This is a genomic window from Streptomyces sp. NPDC012474 (assembly GCF_042955185.1).
GTDB classification, from domain to species: Bacteria; Actinomycetota; Actinomycetes; order Streptomycetales; family Streptomycetaceae; genus Streptomyces; species Streptomyces cahuitamycinicus.
Genome location: NZ_JBIBEP010000017.1, coordinates 74655 through 93621, shown reverse-complemented (window position 1 = coordinate 93621; position 18967 = coordinate 74655). Strand labels below are relative to the sequence as shown.

19 protein-coding genes are annotated in these 18967 nt (G+C 69.9%); 7 read left to right on the top strand and 12 right to left on the bottom strand.

Annotated features, from left to right (window positions below; translation table 11 throughout):
• Positions 1-26 precede the first annotated feature (26 nt).
• The 5 genes from ACFY9S_RS30630 to ACFY9S_RS30610 all read left to right on the top strand — a co-directional run bounded on the left by ACFY9S_RS30630 (position 27) and on the right by ACFY9S_RS30610 (position 4856).
• On the top strand, positions 27-1031 hold the full coding sequence (locus tag ACFY9S_RS30630) for a VOC family protein (RefSeq protein WP_391134609.1): 1005 nt from the start codon (positions 27-29) through the stop codon (positions 1029-1031).
• Between the two features lie 42 nt (positions 1032-1073).
• A complete protein-coding gene (locus ACFY9S_RS30625; protein ID WP_391134606.1) occupies positions 1074-1631 on the top strand; it encodes a carboxymuconolactone decarboxylase family protein in 558 nt (185 codons plus the stop codon).
• Between the two features lie 34 nt (positions 1632-1665).
• The gene (locus ACFY9S_RS30620) at positions 1666-2775 is read left to right on the top strand and encodes an alcohol dehydrogenase catalytic domain-containing protein (RefSeq protein WP_391134603.1); all 1110 of its coding nucleotides are present in this window, start codon (positions 1666-1668) and stop codon (positions 2773-2775) included.
• Between the two features lie 88 nt (positions 2776-2863).
• Positions 2864-3769, top strand: a complete 906-nt coding sequence (locus ACFY9S_RS30615) for a LysR substrate-binding domain-containing protein (protein ID WP_391134600.1) — start codon at positions 2864-2866, stop codon at positions 3767-3769.
• Between the two features lie 220 nt (positions 3770-3989).
• Complete coding sequence (locus ACFY9S_RS30610) at positions 3990-4856, top strand: 3-hydroxybutyryl-CoA dehydrogenase (protein WP_391134597.1); 867 nt, start codon at positions 3990-3992, stop codon at positions 4854-4856.
• Positions 4857-4858: 2 nt separating this feature from the next.
• Here ACFY9S_RS30610 and ACFY9S_RS30605 read toward each other — a convergent pair whose 3' ends face one another.
• Positions 4859-5809: a helix-turn-helix domain-containing protein gene (locus ACFY9S_RS30605; protein ID WP_391134594.1), complete on the bottom strand. Its 951-nt coding sequence runs from the start codon at positions 5807-5809 to the stop codon at positions 4859-4861.
• Between the two features lie 251 nt (positions 5810-6060).
• Here ACFY9S_RS30605 and ACFY9S_RS30600 point away from each other — a divergent pair, with 251 nt between their 5' ends.
• Both ACFY9S_RS30600 and ACFY9S_RS30595 read left to right on the top strand, forming a co-directional pair.
• Positions 6061-7242, top strand: coding sequence for an acyl-CoA dehydrogenase family protein (locus tag ACFY9S_RS30600; RefSeq protein ID WP_391134591.1), 1182 nt, complete (start codon positions 6061-6063; stop codon positions 7240-7242).
• Entirely contained in the window at positions 7239-7733 is a 495-nt protein-coding gene (locus ACFY9S_RS30595) for a flavin reductase (RefSeq protein WP_391134588.1), read from the top strand. Before ACFY9S_RS30600 ends, ACFY9S_RS30595 begins: the two co-directional genes overlap by 4 nt.
• Before the next feature lie 79 nt (positions 7734-7812).
• Here ACFY9S_RS30595 and ACFY9S_RS30590 read toward each other — a convergent pair whose 3' ends face one another.
• From ACFY9S_RS30590 to ACFY9S_RS30540, 11 genes are all read right to left on the bottom strand, one after another.
• Complete coding sequence (locus ACFY9S_RS30590; protein ID WP_391134585.1) at positions 7813-8778, bottom strand: FAD-binding protein; 966 nt, start codon at positions 8776-8778, stop codon at positions 7813-7815.
• A 34-nt stretch (positions 8779-8812) separates the two neighbouring features.
• Positions 8813-9595, bottom strand: a complete 783-nt coding sequence (locus ACFY9S_RS30585) for an electron transfer flavoprotein subunit beta/FixA family protein (RefSeq protein ID WP_391134582.1) — start codon at positions 9593-9595, stop codon at positions 8813-8815.
• A gap of 26 nt (positions 9596-9621) precedes the next feature.
• Positions 9622-10797 (bottom strand): acyl-CoA dehydrogenase family protein, encoded by a 1176-nt coding sequence (locus ACFY9S_RS30580; RefSeq protein WP_391134579.1) that lies wholly within the window; start codon positions 10795-10797, stop codon positions 9622-9624.
• 85 nt (positions 10798-10882) lie between these two features.
• Positions 10883-12118, bottom strand: a complete 1236-nt coding sequence (locus ACFY9S_RS30575) for a CoA transferase (RefSeq protein WP_391134576.1) — start codon at positions 12116-12118, stop codon at positions 10883-10885.
• A gap of 56 nt (positions 12119-12174) precedes the next feature.
• Positions 12175-12609 carry a hypothetical protein gene (locus tag ACFY9S_RS30570; RefSeq protein WP_391134573.1) on the bottom strand — a complete coding sequence of 145 codons (435 nt, stop codon included), beginning with the start codon at positions 12607-12609 and terminating at the stop codon, positions 12175-12177.
• A gap of 214 nt (positions 12610-12823) precedes the next feature.
• The gene (locus ACFY9S_RS30565) at positions 12824-13564 is read right to left on the bottom strand and encodes a methyltransferase domain-containing protein (protein ID WP_391134570.1); all 741 of its coding nucleotides are present in this window, start codon (positions 13562-13564) and stop codon (positions 12824-12826) included.
• Positions 13565-13755: 191 nt separating this feature from the next.
• The gene (locus ACFY9S_RS30560; protein ID WP_184853584.1) at positions 13756-13923 is read right to left on the bottom strand and encodes a hypothetical protein; all 168 of its coding nucleotides are present in this window, start codon (positions 13921-13923) and stop codon (positions 13756-13758) included.
• Between the two features lie 104 nt (positions 13924-14027).
• The gene (locus ACFY9S_RS30555; RefSeq protein ID WP_391134567.1) at positions 14028-15764 is read right to left on the bottom strand and encodes a trehalase family glycosidase; all 1737 of its coding nucleotides are present in this window, start codon (positions 15762-15764) and stop codon (positions 14028-14030) included.
• 82 nt (positions 15765-15846) lie between these two features.
• Entirely contained in the window at positions 15847-16671 is an 825-nt protein-coding gene (locus ACFY9S_RS30550) for an ABC transporter permease subunit (RefSeq protein ID WP_391134564.1), read from the bottom strand.
• Positions 16668-17651, bottom strand: coding sequence for an ABC transporter permease subunit (locus ACFY9S_RS30545; protein WP_391134561.1), 984 nt, complete (start codon positions 17649-17651; stop codon positions 16668-16670). Before ACFY9S_RS30545 ends, ACFY9S_RS30550 begins: the two co-directional genes overlap by 4 nt.
• A 10-nt stretch (positions 17652-17661) precedes the next feature.
• On the bottom strand, positions 17662-18903 hold the full coding sequence (locus tag ACFY9S_RS30540) for an extracellular solute-binding protein (RefSeq protein ID WP_391134558.1): 1242 nt from the start codon (positions 18901-18903) through the stop codon (positions 17662-17664).
• Between the last annotated feature and the right edge of the window lie 64 nt (positions 18904-18967).

The window sequence follows — 18967 nt, the reverse complement described above, 5'->3', positions numbered from 1 at the left end:
AGAGCCGATCGGAGCACGGAGACCTCATGCTGCCACCCGTCAATCTGCGCCCGAGTTTCAATATCACCCGCGCCGGCCATGTCCGGCTCACCGTCGCCGATCTGGCCGAGAGCCGGAACTTCTACGTGAACGCCCTGGGGCTCGTCGTCAGCGACGAGGACGAGCGCACCTGCTACCTGCGCGGCCTGGCCGAGGCCTGCCACCACAGCCTCGTCCTGGAGCTCGACGAAGAGGGCGCGGGCACGTGCCGGAGGATCGGCTTCCGGGTCTTCTTCGACGAGGACCTCGATCTCGCGTACGCCTGGTTCCGCGATCGTGGCCTGCCCGCCGAGTGGGTGGATGCCCCGTACCAGGGCCGCACCCTGCACGTCAGTGATCCCATCGGTACGCCGCTCGAACTGTGCGCGCACATGGAGACCCGGCCGCGGCTGCACATCGACTTCCAGCACTACAAGGGCGCCCACGCTCAGCGGCTTGACCACTACCAGATCTTCGCGCCCGACGCCTACGAGCTGTGCGCCTTCTACAGCGAGCTGGGATTTCGCAACTCGGAGTACCTGGAGCACGGCGACAAACTGTTGAGCGCGTTCATGTACCGCAAGGGCACGTGCCTCGACCTCGCGATCGTCGAGAACAGCGGGCCCGCGCTGCACCACTTCGCCTACACCGTCTCCGAGAGCCGCGACATCTTCACCGCGTGCGACTGGGCGGGCATCCTCGGCTACGGCGAAGGGGTCGAGCGCGGCCCCGGGCGGCACGGTCCCGGCGGGATGCTGTTCGCCTACCTCCGCGACCCCGACGGCCACCGGGTCGAGGTCTTCAACAGCCACTACCAGACGATCGACACCGAGGTCGAGCCGGTGCGCTGGGACGCGGCATCGCTGAGCACGAATGTGCGCTGGGGGCTCCCCGCCCTGGAGAAGTGGTACTTCGAGGCGTCGCCGTTCGTCGGCGCGCCGCAGATTCCCCCTGCCGAGCAGCCGAATCCGATGTCGCTGGAGCGGTTCCTGCTGGAGCAGCCCCTCCCCTGACCTTCCGCCCGCACCGCACCGCACCGCCCCCTAGGAGACGCCATGGCACGAGTTCCCTATCTGCGCCGCGAGGACGCGGACGAGTCGACGAAGCCGCTGTACGACCGGCTGGAGACCGAACGCAAGGTCCCGACGGCGAACATCTTCCTCGCCCTCACCCATGCGCCCACCCAGCTGGACGCCTTCCTGACCTACGCCAACTCGCTGCGGGCCGCCGATCTCAGCCCCAGGCTGCGGGAACTGGCGATCCTGACCGTGGGTCACGCGACCCGGTCGGCGTACGAGGTCGCCCATCATCAGTCGCACGGCCTCAAGGCCGGGCTGACCGGGGAACAGCTCGCTGCGGTGGCCGACTTCGAGCACTCCGGCCTGTTCGACGAGACGGAGAAGGCGGTCATGCGACTCGCCAAGGAGTCCACCCTCCAGGTCGACGTCTCGGAGGAGACCTGGCAGGCCGCCGCCGCGCACCTGACGAGCCGGCAGATGGTCGAACTGTCGTTGTCCGTCGCCTGGTACAACTCCGGCGTCCGCATCATGGGATTGCTGGACATCGACCTGGAAGACAATTATCCGGACCCGTTCACCCATTCCCCGGTTTAGGCACCGTACGGCTCATCATTTCAGGAGTATTCCCATGGCGAAAATGCTCGCCGCGCGACTGCACGAACTCGGTGCTCCGATGTCGGTGGACACGATCGACGTGCCCACGCCGAGGCCGACCGACGTGCTGGTGCGGGTCAAGGCATGCGGAATCGTGCCGAACATGGCCAATGTGATCAACAACTGGCCCACCTGGTACCCGCATCAGCCGCTGCCCCGGCTCCCCGCGATCTTCGGTCTCGACCCCGCGGGTGTGGTCGAGGCGGTCGGCGAGGCGGTGCTCAACACCAAGCCCGGCGACCGGGTCTACGTGAGCCCGCTGCGCTCCTGCGGCAGCTGCCAGGTGTGCCGCGGCGGTGAACTCAGCCGATGCCGCTACTTCACCCTGAACGGCTACTTCAGCACCTCCCGCGACGGCCAGCGGATCTTCGACCTCTACCCCTACGGCGGCTTCGCCGAGTACATGACCGCACCGCAGCACGCGATCGTCAACATCCCCGACACCATGACGTTCGAGCAGGCCGGCAAGCTCGGCTACATCGGAACCTCCTACGGCGCCCTCAAGAACGCCGCGGCCGCCCCCGGCCAGGTGGCGCTGATCGACGGAGTCACGGGCACACTCGGTGTCGCCTCCACCCTCCTCGCGCTGGCCTCCGGCGTCTCCAGGGTTCTCGGCACCGGCCGCAACGAGGAACTCCTGAAACGCGTCAAGGAGTTGGCGCCGGACCGGATCGAGATCATGCGACTGGGCGAGGGCTCCACCGGGGAGTGGGCCAAGTCCCGCACCGGCGGCGAGGGAGCGGACTTCGTCATCAGTGCGCTCGGCGCCAAGGCTCCGGTGGAGACGATGCTCGACTCCATGCAGGGCGTCCGCCGCGGCGGCAGGGTCGTCAACGTCGGCGGGGTGGCCGACCGGCTGCCCGTGGACGTGAAGTGGCTCATGGACGAGCAGGTCCAGCTGATCGGCTCCAACTGGTTCAGTACCGCGCAGGGCCAGGAAGTCGCCGACATGGTGGCGACCGGGACCCTGGACCTGTCGTACCTGATCACCAAACCCTTCCCGCTCGCCGAGGTCAACGAAGCGATCTCGGGACGCGTGACGGATCGTGACGGTGGATTCAGCAACTACGTCGTGATCCCCTGAACCCGCAAGACGGCCCGAACTCGCCCCGCGGCGGTCCTGTTCTGCCCTGACGCCGCCGCGGGGTGATCCCAGCACGACGGAGGTACCGGTGGAACTGCGCTGGCTGGAGTCGTTCGTCGTCGTCGCGGAGGAACTGCACTTCGCCCGGGCCTCGGACCGTCTGCATCTCGCACCGTCGGCGCTCAGCGCCCAGATCAGAGCACTGGAGTCCCACCTGGGTGTGCGGCTCGTCGACCGCGGGCGACGGACCCGCCCGGCACTGACCGGTGCCGGGCGGCTGTTCCTCGAAGAGGCGCGGCTGACCCTCGCCCAGGCCGCCCGGGCCGAGGCGGTGGGCCGGCGGGCCGGTCGTGGGGAGCTGGGACACGCGCAGATCGCGTACGTCGCCTCCGCGGCGTTCTCCGGGGTGCTGACCGACGTCCTCACCCGGTGCGCGGCCCCTCGTACCGAACTGACGGTACAGGTACGGGAGTTGGAAACACCCGCTCAGCTGGAGGCGCTGGCCTGCGGGGACATCGACATCGGTTTCCTGCGCTTCAGGCCGGAGTACCCACCCGAGGTCACGGCGACCTGCCTACTCACCGAGCAGGTCGTCCTGGCACTGCCGGCCGGAGCGCCCCTCGCGGCGTACGATGCCGTCCCGGCGGCACAACTGCGCGACGAGTGCTTCGTGGCCCCGCACTTCGACGAGGAGTACGGCTGCCGCGACCAGATCCTCGAAGTGGCGGAACAGGGCGGTTTCAGTCCCCGGTGCGCTCCCCCGGTGCGGGACTTCATCGCGGCTCTGACCATGGTGGGCGGTGGTCTCGCGGTTGCCCTCGTGCCCGATTCGCTGCGCCGCGTCCAGATCCCCGGAGTGGCCTACCGGCCGCTGGCCGACGTGGCGCTGACCACCCGGCTGGTCGGCGCCTACCGCAAGGGGGAGACCTCGCCCGCGGTACGCGGCGTGATCCGCCGGCTGCGGGAGGCCGCCGCCGCAACGGCCACAGCCTGAAGCATCGGCCTCCCCCAGGCGTCCGGCATGGCCCGGACGCCCTGTTCGCATGCGTCGACCGCCAGGTGCCCGCGCCCCTCGACCGGCGCACGTTTGTACGCGGATCACGCACTGTCCGGGCAGGTCAGCGGGGGTGCACCCGGCCTACGCTCGACGCGGCGGCACATCACCGTGCCGGGCGGCCGGCCGCCGCCCGGCCGAGGGACAGGCGGAGGAACAGATGACAGCGATCAGACACGTGGGCGTCGTGGGCGCGGGCCAGATGGGCCGGGGCATCACCGAGGTGTGCGCCCGGGCCGGGCTGCAGGTCACGTTGTGCGACGTGACCGAGGACAGGGCCCGGGCCGGGCTGGCCGGCGTGGCCGACTCCCTGCTGAAGGCGGAGAAGCGCGGCGCCATCGCGCCCGAGGACCGCGCGCACGCCCTGGCCGGGGTCTCGGTCACCGGGGACCTCTCCCGCCTGGGCGGGGCGGACCTGGTCATCGAGGCCGCCGTCGAGGACGAGCGGGCCAAGACGGCACTCTTCCGGCAGTTGGGCGACGTGGTGACGGACCCGGCGGCCGTACTCGCCAGCAACACCTCCTCGATCCCCATCGCCCGGCTAGCGGCCGCTGCCGGCCGTCCGGAGACGGTGATCGGCCTGCACTTCTTCAACCCGGTCCCCGTCATGCCCCTGGTCGAGATCGTCCCCTCCCTGCACACCTCGAAGAGCACCGAGCGGCGCGTACGGGCCTTCGCGGGCGACGTCCTGGGCAAGCGAACCATCGTCGCGCAGGACCGCGCGGGCTTCGTGGTGAACTCCCTGCTGGTTCCCTACCTGTTGGCCGCGGTGCGCATGGTCGCCTCCGGCACGGCCACCGCCGAGGACATCGACACGGGCATGACGGCCGGGTGCGCTCATCCCATGGGGCCGCTGCGCCTCGCCGACCTCATCGGACTGGACACCGTGGCGGCGATAGGCGAAGCGCTCTACGCCGAGTACCGGGAGCCGTTGTACGCCCCTCCCCCGCTGCTGCGCCGCATGGTCGAGTCGGGTCTGCTCGGCCGCAAGTCGGGGCAGGGCTTCTTCGACTACCAGCCCGCCTGACGTCATCGACGTGACGCGCGGGCCTCCCGGGGACTCATGCCGTACGCCGCCTTGAAGGCGTGACTGAAGTGGGCCGGATCCGCGAAGCCCCAGCGCCCGCCGACGGCACCGACCGGAAGATGGTCCCATGCCGGATCGGTGAGGTCGCGCCGGCACCGGGCGAGGCGCTGGGCCCGGATCCAGCCCGAGACCGTGCAGCCCTGCGCCGCCAGCAACTTGTAAAGGTAGCGGCGGGAGATGCGGTGGGCGGCCGCGATGCCCTCAGGGCTCAGCCCGGGGTCGGCGAGCCGCTGCTCCATGTAGCCGAGGACGCGCTCGGTGAGCAGGTCCGGACGGCCCAGCTCGGACCTCCGGTCCCCGTCCGCGTGCTCCGCTAGCAGCGTGCCGACCAGGTCGATCACGTTGTCGGCGAGTCGGGGCGTGCCCTGGGACTCCAGGTGTTCCATCTGCCGCGCCAGCCCGTGCAGGAGAGGCAGGATCACCTGCCCGAGCCCGTCGTGGCAGGGCACCGGAGTCGCCGCCACACGCAGCAGGTCATGCTCCGCCAAGGGCAGCATGGTCCGCGGGAACATCAGCACGAGACCGGTGTGGGACTGGTGGAGGTCGTAGGTGAAGGGACGGCGTGTGTCGTAGACGACCAGTTCTCCCGGCCCCACTTCGGCCCGGCGGTCCCGCTGGGTCAGCACGCCCCGCCCGGTGAGCTGCACCGTCAGCTGCAAGAAGTCGGGGGCGTCGGATGCGATGTGGCGGCGGGTGCGCGCGATGGTGTGCGGCTCGGCCGAGATGACCGACATCTGTACCTGACCGACCCGCACGGCGTGCAGGGACGCCCTGAAGTCGGCGCTCGCCCGCGGCCGGACCTCCAGGGGCACGAGGTTGCGGCTCACGGCGTCCCGCCAGCAGTCCAGTCGCTCGGTGGCCGTACCTTCGCTCGGCGTCGTGATCCGGGGCATGCGGTCCTCCTCCCGGCGGTGCCGGAACCCATGGGAACGGGCTCGGACGGCACTCCTGGCGAGGAATCGTAAGTCCCCGCGGGCGTTCTGCAACCGGCTCGCGGGAAGTGTTCTCAGCCACACAAATTGCCGGTGCTCCCGGACACAAGCAGGTCCTGCGCCACGCCCCACATCATGCGAGCAGTGGCCCCGGAGCACCTCGGCCGTTGTCCCGTCCTCTTCCAGTTACCACAGGCACCCAAGGATCCTTCATGTCAACATTGCTCGAGTCCACCGCATCATCCGACCCGGCAGCTCATTGCCGTGTGCTCGGCCGTGTCCGGACACACCTGCCCGAGATCGCGGCACGTTCCGCTGAGGCCGAGGCCGCCCGGGCCGTCCCGGCGGACCTCATCGCCGCTCTGCGCGAGGCCGGTGTGTTCCGGATGATCCTGCCCAGGGCATGGGGCGGCGAGCAGCTGGACCTGTTGGAGAGCGCCCGGGTGGTCCGGGAGATCTCGCGGGCCGACGGGTCCACCGGCTGGACCGTGCAGGCTGCTTCGATGGCCTGGTTCTTCGTGCGTTCGCTGCCCCACGAGACGCTCGGGAACGAGGTATTCGGTGACGGCGCCGACCTGATGCTCCGTGGGGCGATAGCGCCCAAGGGCAGGGCGGCCAAGGTCGCGGGAGGCTACCGCCTCAGTGGGCGCTGGCCGCTGGCCAGTGGTTCGTTCACCCCGGACTGGATGCTCGCCGGCTTCGTGGTCGAGGGCGCGCCTCTGCTCCCGGACGGCCGTCCGGACATGCGTGTCGCGCTCTTCCGCCCGGAGCAGGCCACATTTCTCGACACGTGGGACGCGGTGGGTCTGCGCGCCACACAGAGCACGGACTTCACGATGGACGACGTCTTCGTGCCCGAGCGGTTCACGGGACCGCTGGTGGGCGGAAACAACATCCCCGCTCCTTTCTACGGCTTGCCTTACACCGCCACCGGCTCGTCGCACGACGCGGTCATCATCGGCTGTCTGGAGGGCGCGCTCGACGATCTGGCCGAACTCGCCGCCGTCAAGCGGCCGGCGTTCGATCCCCGACTCGTCATCGGGGAGGATCCGGTTTTCCAGGAGAAGTTCGCCGACTTGTACCTCCGCACGGCGGCGCTGAACGCCCTGCTGGAGCAGACCGGCAGCGTCGTCATGAACCGTGCGCTCGCGGGCGAGGAGCCCACCGCGCGCGAATGGTTCGGCTACACCGGCGGCCACCAGCACATCCACCACGAGGGAATCCGCCTCCTCAACGAACTCATGACCCTGTCGGGCAGCTCAGGGCTCTACGGCTCCCATCCCATGCAGCGCCGCTGGCGCGACGTACGCTGCGTCTCCCAGCACGTCGCGGGCAACAACGGCTCGCTGCGCCGTCTGGGCGCGGTTCTCTCGGGTCGGGAGGACGTCCGATGAGCGCCCTTTCGACGACACCGACGGACCCCGCCGTGCTGCGTCAGGCGTTCGGCTGCTTCCCTTCCGGAGTGACAGCCCTGTGCGCACTGGGTCCGGGCGGGCCGATGGGCATGGCCGCGAGTACGTTCACGCCGGTCTCCCTTCGACCGCCGCTGGTGTCGGTCTGTGTCCAGGACACCTCATCGACCTGGCCCAAGCTGCGGACGCAGAGCCGCCTGGGCCTGAGCGTGCTGGCCGAGGAGCAGGATCTGGTCTGCCGTTCGCTGGCGGGCAAGGGTGGTGACCGGTTCGCAGACGTCGACTGGGAGGCGTCCGAGAGCGGCAGTGTGTACATCCACGGCGCCGGTCTCTGGCTGGACTGCTCGGTTCACGCCGAGTTCCCCGGAGGCGACCACACGATCGTGCTGCTGGAGATTCACGCTCTGCGGGCCGAACCCGACCGGGAGCCGCTGGTGTTCCACGGCAGCCGGTTTCGGCGCCTGGCCGCCTGACGGGGAGGGAACAGCAGACGCGAGAGCTCCCGCCCCCGTGCACGTGACAGGGGCGGGAGCTCTCAACGTGGTGGGTCTCTCAGCCGGCCGACAGGCGGGCGGCCACGCCCCGGGTCAGCTCGGGAACCACGGCGAACAAGTCGCCCACCACGCCGTAGTCGGCGAGGTCGAGGATCGGCGCCTCGGGGTCCTTGTTGACCGCGACGATCGTCCTGGAGGTCCGCATCCCGGCCAGGTGCTGGATGGCTCCCGAGATACCCAGTGCGATGTACAGCTGAGGCGAGACGGACTTGCCGGTCTGTCCCACCTGGTACGGGTGCGGGTAGTAGCCGGCGTCCACCGCGGCGCGTGAGGCGCCCACCGCGCCACCCAGGGCGTCGGCCAGCTCCTCCACCACCTTGAAGCCTTCGGCTCCGCCGACCCCGCGTCCGCCGGAGACGACGACGGACGCCTCGGTGAGTTCAGGACGGTCGCCCGCGAGAGCGCCGCGGCGGGCAGTGATGCGTGCGCAGGCCTCAACGGCGACCGGTGGCAGGGCGAGCTTCTTCTCCTCCGCCCGCACCGGACACTCCTCCGCCTCGAACGCGCCCGGCCGCAGTGTGATCACCGGCATGCCATGGGTGGCCTGTGAGCGCACGGTGTACGACCCGCCGAAGACGACCTGGGTGACCACGCCGGACGAGTCCACGTCGACCGCGTCGATCAGCAGCCCGGCGTCCAGCCGCGCGGCCAGACGCCCGGCCACCTCCTTGCCGCCGGTCGTCGCGGAGACCAGGACGGCGGCGGGGGAAGCCTCCCCGACCGCGAGTTCCAGGGCGTCGACGGCCGGCGTGGCGAGAAACTCGTCCGCCTCGGCGGATTCGGCCGCGTAGACGCTCCTTGCCCCATGCCGGGCGAGGGAGGCCTCCAGTCGGGCAGCGGTGCCGGGAGTTCCGACCACGACAGCTGCCGGTTCACCCAACCTCCGTGCGGCGGTGAGGAGTTCGTACGTCGACTTGCGGACACGTTCCCCGTCGTGGTCGACGAGGACAAGAACATCGGGCATGGGTGCCTGCTTCATGGTCGGGCTTGCGGGGCGTTCAGAGGAGCTTTTGGGCGATCAGGTATTCCACGAGCTGCCGGCCGGCCGAGCCGTCGTCCGTGACGCGCGTGCCGACCGCCCGTGCCGGACGCGCGACGGCCTCCACCACACGGGTGCGGGTGGTGCGGAATCCGGTGCCGTCCGCGTCGGGGAACAGGTCGTCGAGACCGACCGTCTGCACCGGCTTCTTCTTGGCGGCCATGATCCCCTTGAAGGAGGGGTACCGGGGTTCGTTGATCTTCTCGGTGACGCTGACCAGTGCGGGCAGCGGTGCGTCGAGCGTCGTCTCGCCGTGCTCGGTCTCGCGCTCGGCGCGCACCCGTCCCGCGTCCACGTTCAGCTCCCGGGCGTGCGTCAGCTGCGGCAGGCCGAGCAGGTCCGCGACCATGGCGGGTACCGCGCTCGCCTGCCCGTCGGTCGTCGCGTTGCCCGCGAGCACCAGGCCGACGTCCCCCACCGTCCGCACGGCCGCTGCCAGCACTCGCGCGGTGGCCACCACGTCGGCGCCCCGGAGCCTGTCGTCACAGATGTGGATTCCACGGTCGGCGCCCATGGCCAGGACCTTGCGGATCGCGTCGAGCGCAGCATCGGGTCCCATGGACACGACGGTGACCTCGGCTCCGACGGCCTCCTTCAGCGTCAGGGCCTCCTCCGCCGCGCGCTCGTCGATCTCGTCCAGTACGAGATCGACGCTCTCGCGGTCGAGGGTGTGGTCCGCCCCGGACAGGGTGCGCTCCGCGCTGGTGTCCGGGACCTGCTTGACCAGTACGACGATGTTCACGGTCGTCCTCCTCGGGTTCCGGATGATCAGCGGAACGCCGGATGGCCGGTGATCGCCTGACCGACGACGAGCGTGTGCATCTCGTCGGTGCCCTCATACGTACGGACGGACTCGAGGTTGTTGGCGTGACGCAGGGGCGAGTACTCCAGGGAGACGCCGTTGGCGCCGAGGACGGTGCGGCACTCCCGCGCGATGGCGATGGCTTCCCGGACGTTGTTGAGCTTGCCGACGCTGATCTGCTCGGGCCGGATGCGGTGCTGGTCCTTCAGCCGGCCCAGGTGCACGGCGAGGAGCGCGGCGCCGCCCAGGGACACGGACATGTCGGTGAGCTTCCGCTGGGTGAGCTGGAAGGCGCTGATCGGCTTGCCGAACTGCACGCGGGAGTCGGCGTAGCCGATCGCGGTCTGCAGCGAGTCCCTGGCCGCGCCCAGGACGCCGAAGAGGATGCCGAAGCGGGCCTCGTTCAGGCAGGACAGCGGTCCGCGCAGGCCCTCTGCCAAGGGCAGCCGTGCCGAGTCGGGCAGCCGGACCTGGTCGAAGTAGAGCTCGGAGGTGATGGAGGCGCGCAGCGACATCTTCTGCTTGATGTCCTGCGTGGTGAAGCCTGGGGTGCCGCGGGGCACGAGAAAGCCGCGGACACCGTCCTCGGTCTGTGCCCAGACGGTGGCGACGTCGGCGATGCCGCCGTTGGTGATCCACATCTTGGAGCCGTTCAGAATCCAGTCGTCACCGTCGCGGACGGCTTTGGTGCGCATGCCGGAGGGGTCGCTGCCGAAGTCGGGTTCGGTCAGCCCGAAGCAGCCGATCGCCTCGCCGGCGGCCAGCCGGGGCAGCCACTCCTCCTTCTGTTCCTCTGAGCCCCACTTCCAGATGGAGTACATCGACAGCGAGCCCTGCACGGAGACGAAGCTGCGGAAGCCGGAGTCCGCCGCCTCCAGCTCCAGGCATGCCAGACCGTAGCTCACCGCGTTCGTCCCGGCGCAGCCGTAGCCTTCGAGGTGCATGCCGAGCACACCCAACTTGCCCAGTTCCGGAGCGAGTTCGCGGGCGAAGTGTGCGTTCTCGAACCACTCGCCGATGTGCGGGCGCACCCGGTCGGCGAGGAACTTGGCGACGGTGGCCTGGATCTCGCGCTCCTCGTCGGTGAGGACGGAGGCGATGTCGAGCAGGTCGAGGGGGTCCTTCAGGGGCGTGCCGCTCATGCTGGGGTTCCTTGTCATCAGGGTAGGAAAAGCGAGGTCGGTGAGGTGCCGGTGCTCCGTGCGGCGGCGTGGGCCGCGCTCCGCGTCACCTGGAGGCATCGCCGGAGCTGTCGAGCGGGCCGTCGAGGATCTCCGCGGTGTGCCGGCCGAGGCCGGGCGGGGGAAGGCGGTACCGCGCGGGTGTCCCGCTCAGCGTGATGGGGTGCGCCACCTGGCGGGAGGGTGTGCCGTCGCCGCTGTCGGCGGGTGCGCAGGGGATGTCGACGATGCCGGGGAGGCCGAGCCGGCGGGCGAAGGCGAAGGCGTCGTCGAGGGTGTTGACCGGTCCGGCGGGCACCCCTGCCGCGAGCAGGACGGTCGACCAGTGGTCTGCGCTCGCCGCACCGAGCCGCCTGGTCAGGATGTCACGCAGTTCGACACGGTGGGCGACCCGGTCCGCGTTGGTGCGGAAACGGTCGTCGTGGGCGAGACCGGGCTTCCCGACGGCCTCGCACAGCGCCGCGAACTGCCGGTCGTTGCCCACCGCGAGAGCGATCGGCCGATCGGCGGTGGGGAGGGTTTCGTACGGCGCGATGCTCGGGTGGGCGTTGCCCATGCGGCCCGGGACCACACCGGCGACGGCGAACGCCGAGGCCTGGTTGACCATGGCCGACAGCAGCGAGGTGAGCAGATTCACCTCCACCAGTTGGCCCTGGCCGGTGGCGTCGCGGTGCCGGAGGGCCGCCAGGATGCCGAGGGAGGCATGCAGCCCGGTGATCACATCGACAAGGGCCACACCTGCCTTCATCGGCTCCCCGTGTGCCTCCCCGGTCACGCTCATCAAGCCTCCGACGGCCTGCACGAGCAGGTCGTATCCGGGGATGGCCGCGCCCGCGCCGCTGCCGAAGCCGCTGATGGAGCAGTAGATCAGCTCCGGGTGCCGCTCGCGGAGCTCCGTGTGGCCGAGGCCCAGCCGCTCCATCGTGCCGGGCCGGAAGTTCTCCACCAGCACGTCGGAGCCGGCGATCAGCTCGTGTGCCTGTGCGCGGCCGGCCTCCTCGGTCAGGTCCAGGACGATCGACCTCTTGTTCCGGTTGACGCTCAGGAAGTAGGTCGAGATGCCGTCCTGATCCGCCGGCGGGTGCCAGGCCCGGGTGTCGTCTCCCGTGCCGGGCCGCTCGACCTTGATCACGTCGGCGCCGAGGTCGGCGAGGAGCATGGTGGCGTACGGCCCCGCGAGAACCCTGGAGAAGTCGGCGATGCGCAGGCCGTCCAGGGCGCCGCGCCCCGCTGCACGGGCGTCGTCGGCCCGTCCGTCCGGCTTCTGGTGCTGCGTGCTCATGCGCTGCTCTCTCCGATCGCCCCGGCCGGCGGCGGGCGTGGCGGGGCCGGGTCCGTTCACCACCAGCGTCCCAAGGACGTCGCGCGGTGGGTGAGTTCGACCAGGGGAAATCCTTGACCGCGCGGAGCCGCGCCCCGCACGACTCGTACTCTCGCCCCGACCGCGACCACGACCGGTTCCGTGCCGGTGACCTGGCAGAGCAGGTTGAAGCCCTCGGCCATCGCGACGAACCAGGTGTTGAGCGGGGCCTGGCCGAAACGGCGAACGAGGACCCCGGCGCCGGTGCTGCGCTCCCGCTCGAAGGTGGTGCCTCCACAGGCACGGCAGAACGAGCGACGGTAGGCAGGGGTGCCGCACCAGAGGCACCGCTGGAAGCAGAGGTCGCGGCCGGCCGTCGGCGGTGGCGGCTCGGCCGTCGCCGTCATGTCAGGGGCAGCCGCTTCGGTGTCTCCCTTGAGCTTGTTGGGTTCGCGGCTCTCTGTCCGGAGCATCAGGGCCTCCCGTACGCGGTTCGGTGACCGACACCGGATGATCGGAATCCGATGTCCCCATCACCCTGGCCCCACCGCGAAGAGGAGGTCAACGACGGGTTGGCGCATCTTTGTGCGCGAAAAAAGCGCTCCGTATGTCCAGCTCAGAAGGCTGTGCCGGCACTGGGTGTGCTGTCCGGGGAGGGGATGCCTGCACGTCTCGGCGCGGCGGAACTTACGGTTTGTGGGTTACCCAGAGCAGTTCCGCGGGCCAGCGGTGTGCCCAGTCGGGTGGGTCGGTTTCGTTGTAGCCGTTGGGTGTTCCGGGTTCGGGCCGCGGCTCGATGAGGTCGTCGATGATGAGACCCGCGCCGCGCAGGACCTTGACCCAGCCGCCGTAGGTGAGCTGATAGCTGGTCGCGCCGGCGCCTTCGGCGATGGCGTTCAGCCCGAAGTAGTCCTGCTGCAGCGTCGTGGTCACGCGGCTGGCGGCTTCGTCGTAGCACGCTTCGAACCATGGGCTGGCGACGTTGAACACCAGGCGCCCGCCTCGGCGCAAGACGCGTGCGGCCTGCGGGACGGCCAGGTGCGGAGGCGCCCAGCTGAGCCCGCCGAAGTCGCAGAACACCAGGTCGAAGCTGTCGGCGGCGAAGGGGAGTTGTTCGGCGGCGCCTTGCACCAGCGGGTAGCGTGCCGCTCCCATCGCGCGGGCCGCTGCGGCGAGTTGGGCTTCGGACAGGTCGATCCCGACCACGGTGGCGCCCTCGGCGGCGAGCGCCCTGGACCACTGGCCGGCGCCGCAGCCGAGTTCGAGGACGCGCTTGCCGGTGACGTCGCCCAGGGCGTGCAGGTGCGCGTCGGGGATGGAGTACATGCCCCACAACCGGGGTGTGGCGCCGATCTGAGGGTCGTGCTCGTGCTGGTAGGCGCTACTGATCTGGTTCCAGAGACGCCGGTTGGCGGGGATGCTGTCCACGTGCCGACTCCAGCACTGCCTGTCGGGGGCGGTCAACACGATCAGGGCACTGGCCGGCTCTCGCCTCGGTCCGGCCTTGGCTCGGCCGATGATCCGCCGGACGTGCCCTGGGCTCACCCAGGAGACTCCGGTGTTCGGCCGGCGAACCGAAGGTCCGGTGGCAGGGCGCCACCGGACCTCAGGGCCGACTGTCAGCGTCGCCGAGCCCAGCCGGCGCCGACTCCGGCCACCTGCAGAGCCAGGCACATCAGACCCAGCAGCATGACGTTGGTCGAAGAGAACACATCGTTGGTGCTGAGTTCCGCCGCGTTGATCAGGAACGCCACGAAGAACAACACCGCCGCGACTATGCCGAGCATGAGACGAGCTCCTCTCCAAGGGGGTGAAGCCCGTATGCCCCGCCTCCGCCCGCGGACACCCGGGCGGCGCGAGGGGCCGGTCGGACCTTGCGGGGGCGGCCCGGTCAGCGGCCGTCTCGGTGTGCGTGTGCTTCGGCGAGGAGGAGGTAGCTGCTGGCGGTCCAGGTGTACGCGCGGTCGCGCAGGCCCTTTCCGGTCAGCGCGTCGAAGTTCTCGGCGAAGCCGTGGGTTTCGCACAGGGCGCGGAAGCGGGCGCTGATGTCGTCCGCGAGGCGTTCGTGGCCGGCGCGACGCAGGCCGTCCTCGATGAGGACGGTGGCGGGGGCCCAGATGGGGCCGCGCCAGTAGCCGTCGGCGAGGTAGTGCGGTGAGGTGGGCAGTTCGGTGGCCAGGCCGTAGGGCGTGAGGTGGGCCTTGATGTGGTCGGCCAGTGTGCTGCTGACGTCGGCGGGCAGGTGCTCGCCGAGGACGACGGGCATCAGTTCGAGGAGGCTGGAGCTGCTCCAGGTGTCCCCGGTGCCGACTCCCCTGGCCACGAACCTGTCGGTGGCCCAGAGCCGGCCGAGCAGCGCCGTCTGAGTGTCCTCGGCTGCCTGTGTCCACCGGCTTGCCTCGTCAGGCTTGTCCAATGCGGCGGCCAAGTAGGCCAGTTCGTGAAGCTGGAGGACGAGGAAGGCGGCCAGGTCGGCGGATTCGATGACCCGCTCGGGGTCGAAGGTGGTGGCGTTGTCCCAGCCGCTGTCGTTGCCGTGCTGGTAGTGGGGCAGGGCGGCGCCGGGTGCTCGCCGCGCGGTGAGCCAGAAGCCGGTCCAGCGTTCCAGTCGGTCGTAGGTCTGGGCGAGCTCGGCGGGCCCGGGGGGTGTCGGCAGCCGCCGGCGCAGGTGGCCGAAGGTCCAGCCGTGGATGGGCGGTTTGACGAAGTTGTAGAGGACTTCGGAGTGGGTGATGGAGTCGGGCAGGGCGCCGCTGTCGTCCTGGTGGTCGAAGGGCAGGGCGAACTGGTCGAGGGCCAGGTCGGGGCAACCGGGTGCCAGAGCCAGGGCGTTGAAGCAGTGGTCCCAGCTCCAGACCTTGTCCATCCAGTGCTTGGACATCAGCACGGCGGGCCGGGTGACCAGTCCGGTGGGGCGTACGGTGGCCGACCAGACGACGTACGCGGCGAGTTCGGCGGCGGGGGTGGCGGACGAGCGCCACGGAGCCACCTTGTCGACGAAGTCCGCGAACCGGGCCCGTGCGGCCTCGGTGACCGCGTCGAACGGCGCCGTGGACGCGTACGGCGGTCGGGCGGTGTCGAGTTCCTCGATCGCGATCTCCCAGTGGCCGTCGGCCTCCGCTGTCACGGCGAGGCCGCGGAGGCCGCTGCCCAGGGCCTGGGTACCGGAGGTCTCAGTGAGGGTGCCGGACAGCACGGTGACGCGGTAGCGGCGTCCGGTCTCGTAGGACGTGAACACGTGGGCGTCCGCCGCCGGGTCGCGGAAGAAGTACGTTCCGCTGAACGGGGTGAGCGTTCGCGCGGCAGCGTCGACGCTGATGCCGAGTCCGCTCCCCCGCAGGCGCACGGTGTCGGGCGACTCGTAGGAGAGGTCGATGCGTCCGCTCGTGCTGATCCAGCTGAGCAGGCCCGGGGTGGTCTCGACGTGGGTTTCGGATCGGTCTCCCGTCGCCGGGTCCCGGGGCACGAGACGCAGGACGGCGTGCATGCCGTTCTGGTGCGAGACGAGGTGCAGGTCCTCGGCGCAGGTCTTCTCCGCCACGACGGGTGAGATGTCGAACCAGGATCCGTGGGTGCTGAACGGGATGTCGTGGACGGAGAAGGCCGGGCCGGATCGGGGGGCGGTCATGAAGCTGACTCGTTTCTCGAGCAGGGGTCACCGGCCGGCCGGCAGGCAGGCGGCTCACTCGTGGCGGGGAGGGTGGAGGTGGTCAGTCCTTGACGGCCCCGGCGGTCACACCGGCGGCGACGTAGCGCTGGGCGAGGACGAGGATGACCGCGGCGGGCAGCGAGGCCACGACGGCGGTGGCCATGATGGCGTTCCACTCCTGGTTGTTGTTGCCGATGTAGTGGTAGATGCCGAGGGTGATCGGCTCGTGGGCGCCGCCGTTGACGAGGGTGCCGGCGAAGACGAAGTCGGACCAGGACCACAGGAACGCGAACAGCGAGACCGTGACGACGGCGTTGCGGCTCATCGGCAGGACGACGGACCAAAAGGTCCGCAGGGCCCCCGCTCCGTCGGTCTTCGCGGCCTGGAGCAGTTCGCCGGGGATGCCGGACATGAACGCGGTGAAGATGAGCACGCCGAAGGGGACGGCCAGCGTGGAGTCGGCGACGATCAGGCCGGGGACGGACTGGAGCAGGCCGAGTTGGAGGTAGATGGCGTAGAAGCCCATCGCCATGATGATGCCGGGGATCATCTGGGCCGCCAGGAGCACGAAGTTCAGGATGCCGCCGCCGCGTGGGCGCAGCTTGGCCAGGGCGTAGCCGGCGGGGGCGGACAGGGCGACGGTCAGGACGACGGTTCCCAGACCGATGACGAGGCTGGTGCCGAGGTAGGGCAACTGCTCGGCGAGGACGGTGCGGTAGCCGTCCAGTGTGCCGTGGGCGGGGAAGAGGTCCGGTGGGCTCTTGCGCATGTCCCGGGCCGGGGTGAGGGACACGTTGAGCATCCAGTAGACCGGGAAGAGCATGAGTGCGGTCAGCAGCAGGCCGAGGGCCGTCTTCCACCACGTGCGGCCGGTGCGTCGGTTCATGACAGCGCCTGCTTTCGCTGGACCTTGAGGTAGATCAGGCCGAAGACCAGGGCGGCGACGACCAGCAGGTTTCCGACGGCCGCGCCGGGCCCGAAGGCGGGCAGGAGGTTGCCGAAGCCGAGTTGGTAGGACCAGGTGGCGAAGGTCGTCGACGAGTCGGCCGGGCCGCCCTTGGTCATGATCCAGATGATGTCGAAGACCTTGAGCGTGTAGATCAGGCCGAGGAGAAGGGTGATCGCGGACACCGGGCGCAGCAGCGGGAAGGTGATGCGCCAGAACCGCTGCCAGGCGTTCGCGCCGTCCAGGGCGGCGGCCTCGTACAGACTTGCGGGGATGGACTGCAGGCCGCTGTGGAGCACGACCAGGTTGAAGGGGACGCCGATCCAGATGTTGGCGATGATCACCGAGGTCAGCGACCAGGACGGCGAGGTCAGCCAGTTCACCGGCCCGATGCCGACGGCGTGCAGGGCCGCGTTGACGATGCCGGAGTCGCTGTTGAGCATCCACGACCAGGTGGACGCCGACACGATCAGCGGCAGCAGCCACGGCACCAGGAACAGGGCGCGCAGGGTCGCCGACAGCCGGAAGTGCTGGGTGAAGAAGACCGCGAGGGCGAGGCCGATGGCGTACTGGAAGAGCAGGCAGACGACGGTGAAGACCGCGGTGTGGAGCAGGGCGGGGGCGAAGGTCGGGTCGTCGAGGACGGTCCGGTAGTTCTCGACGCCGGTGAACGGCGCGTTGCCCTGGACGAAGGAGCGGACGGTGTAGTCGCGCAGGCTCAGGTCGAGGTTGCGGTAGAGCGGATAGGCGTAGAAGAGGGTCAGGTAGAGGGTCACCGGGGCGAGGAACGCCCAGGCGGCCCACTGCTCGGAGGCCGGACGGCGCCGTGCGCGCGCGGGGGCCGGGGGCGGGACGGCGATGGCCGCCCCGTTCCGGACGTGCGCCGACGGGTGGTCCGGCGGATGGGTCGTCTGTTTCATCGGACCCTCGTCACTTGGCCGCTGCCTGCGCCGAAGTGAGCGCGTCCTTCGGGGACTTGGCTCCGCTGAGGGCGGACTGGACGGCCTTCCACAACTGCTCGGAGATCTTCGGGTACTGGGTGCCGAGGTCGTCGCTGGTGCGCCCCTTGGCTGCCTTGACGGCCTCGACCCACGGCTTCAGCTCGGCGTTCGCCGCCACCTGCTTGGCCTGCACCTCGCCGGTGGGGGCCACGTAGGACAGGGTGGTGTCGGTGTCGTACAGGTTCTGGGTGCTGGTCAGGCAGGTCGCCAGCTTCTGGGACGTGGTGTAGCGGCCGGTGTCGCCCTGGACGGGGAGGGTGACGAACTCGCCACCGGTCGGGGCGGCGGCACTGCCCCCGTCGGCACCCGGTATCGGCAGGACGCCGTACTCGAAGCCGGCCTTCTCGGCGTTGGCGAGCTGCCACGTTCCGTTCTCGGCGAAGGCGTAGTCACCGCCGGCGAACTCCTGCCAGCTGGTGGTCTGTGTGTTGTTGATGACCGAGTTGGGGGCGTAGCCCCGCCCCAGCCAGTCCTTCCACAGCGACAGGGCGGATACGGCCTGGGCGGAGTCCAGTTCGGTCAGCTTCGCGCCCGCTCCCCAGAACCACGGCAGGAACTGGAAGCTGCCCTCCTCCGTGCCGATCGCGGAGAACGTGATGCCCTTCTTGCCCGCCGCCTTCACCTTCGCCAGCGCGGCCGTCAGCGACTTCCAGTCCTTGACCGAGGCGATGTCCACCCCTGCCTCCTTCAGGACCTCCTTGTTGTAGTAGAGGGCGAGGGTGTTGGCGCCGATCGGGGTGCCGTACGTCTTGCCGTCCGACTGGCCGGCGGCGAGCAGGTTGGGGTCGGCCTTCGAGGTGTCCAGCTTGTTGTCCTCGGTGCTGGTGAGGACGCCCGCCTCGGCCAGGGTCGACACCACGGGGTTGTCGACGATGAGGACGTCCGCGGAGTTGTCCTGCTGGGCGGCCAGCAGCGCCTTGTTCGCCAGGTCGCTGGTGTCGAAGCCGGTCCTCTTGATCTTCACACCGGCCTTGGCGCCGCACTCGTCCAGCAGCTTCACCCAGGCCGAGCCCTTGGCGAACTGCGGGTAAGGGTCCCAGACGGTGTACGTGCCGCTGTCGGCGCCCTTCGCGTCGGTGCTGCCCGAGCCGGAGGAACAGGCGGCACCGGTGACAGCGACGACGGTCGACAGGGCCACCGCGGTGATTCGGCGTCTCGAGGAGCTGTGCATGGCAGGTCCTTCGTTCTTGGCACACGGGTGCCGTGGGAGGGATGGCTGGGGGGAGACGGGCACT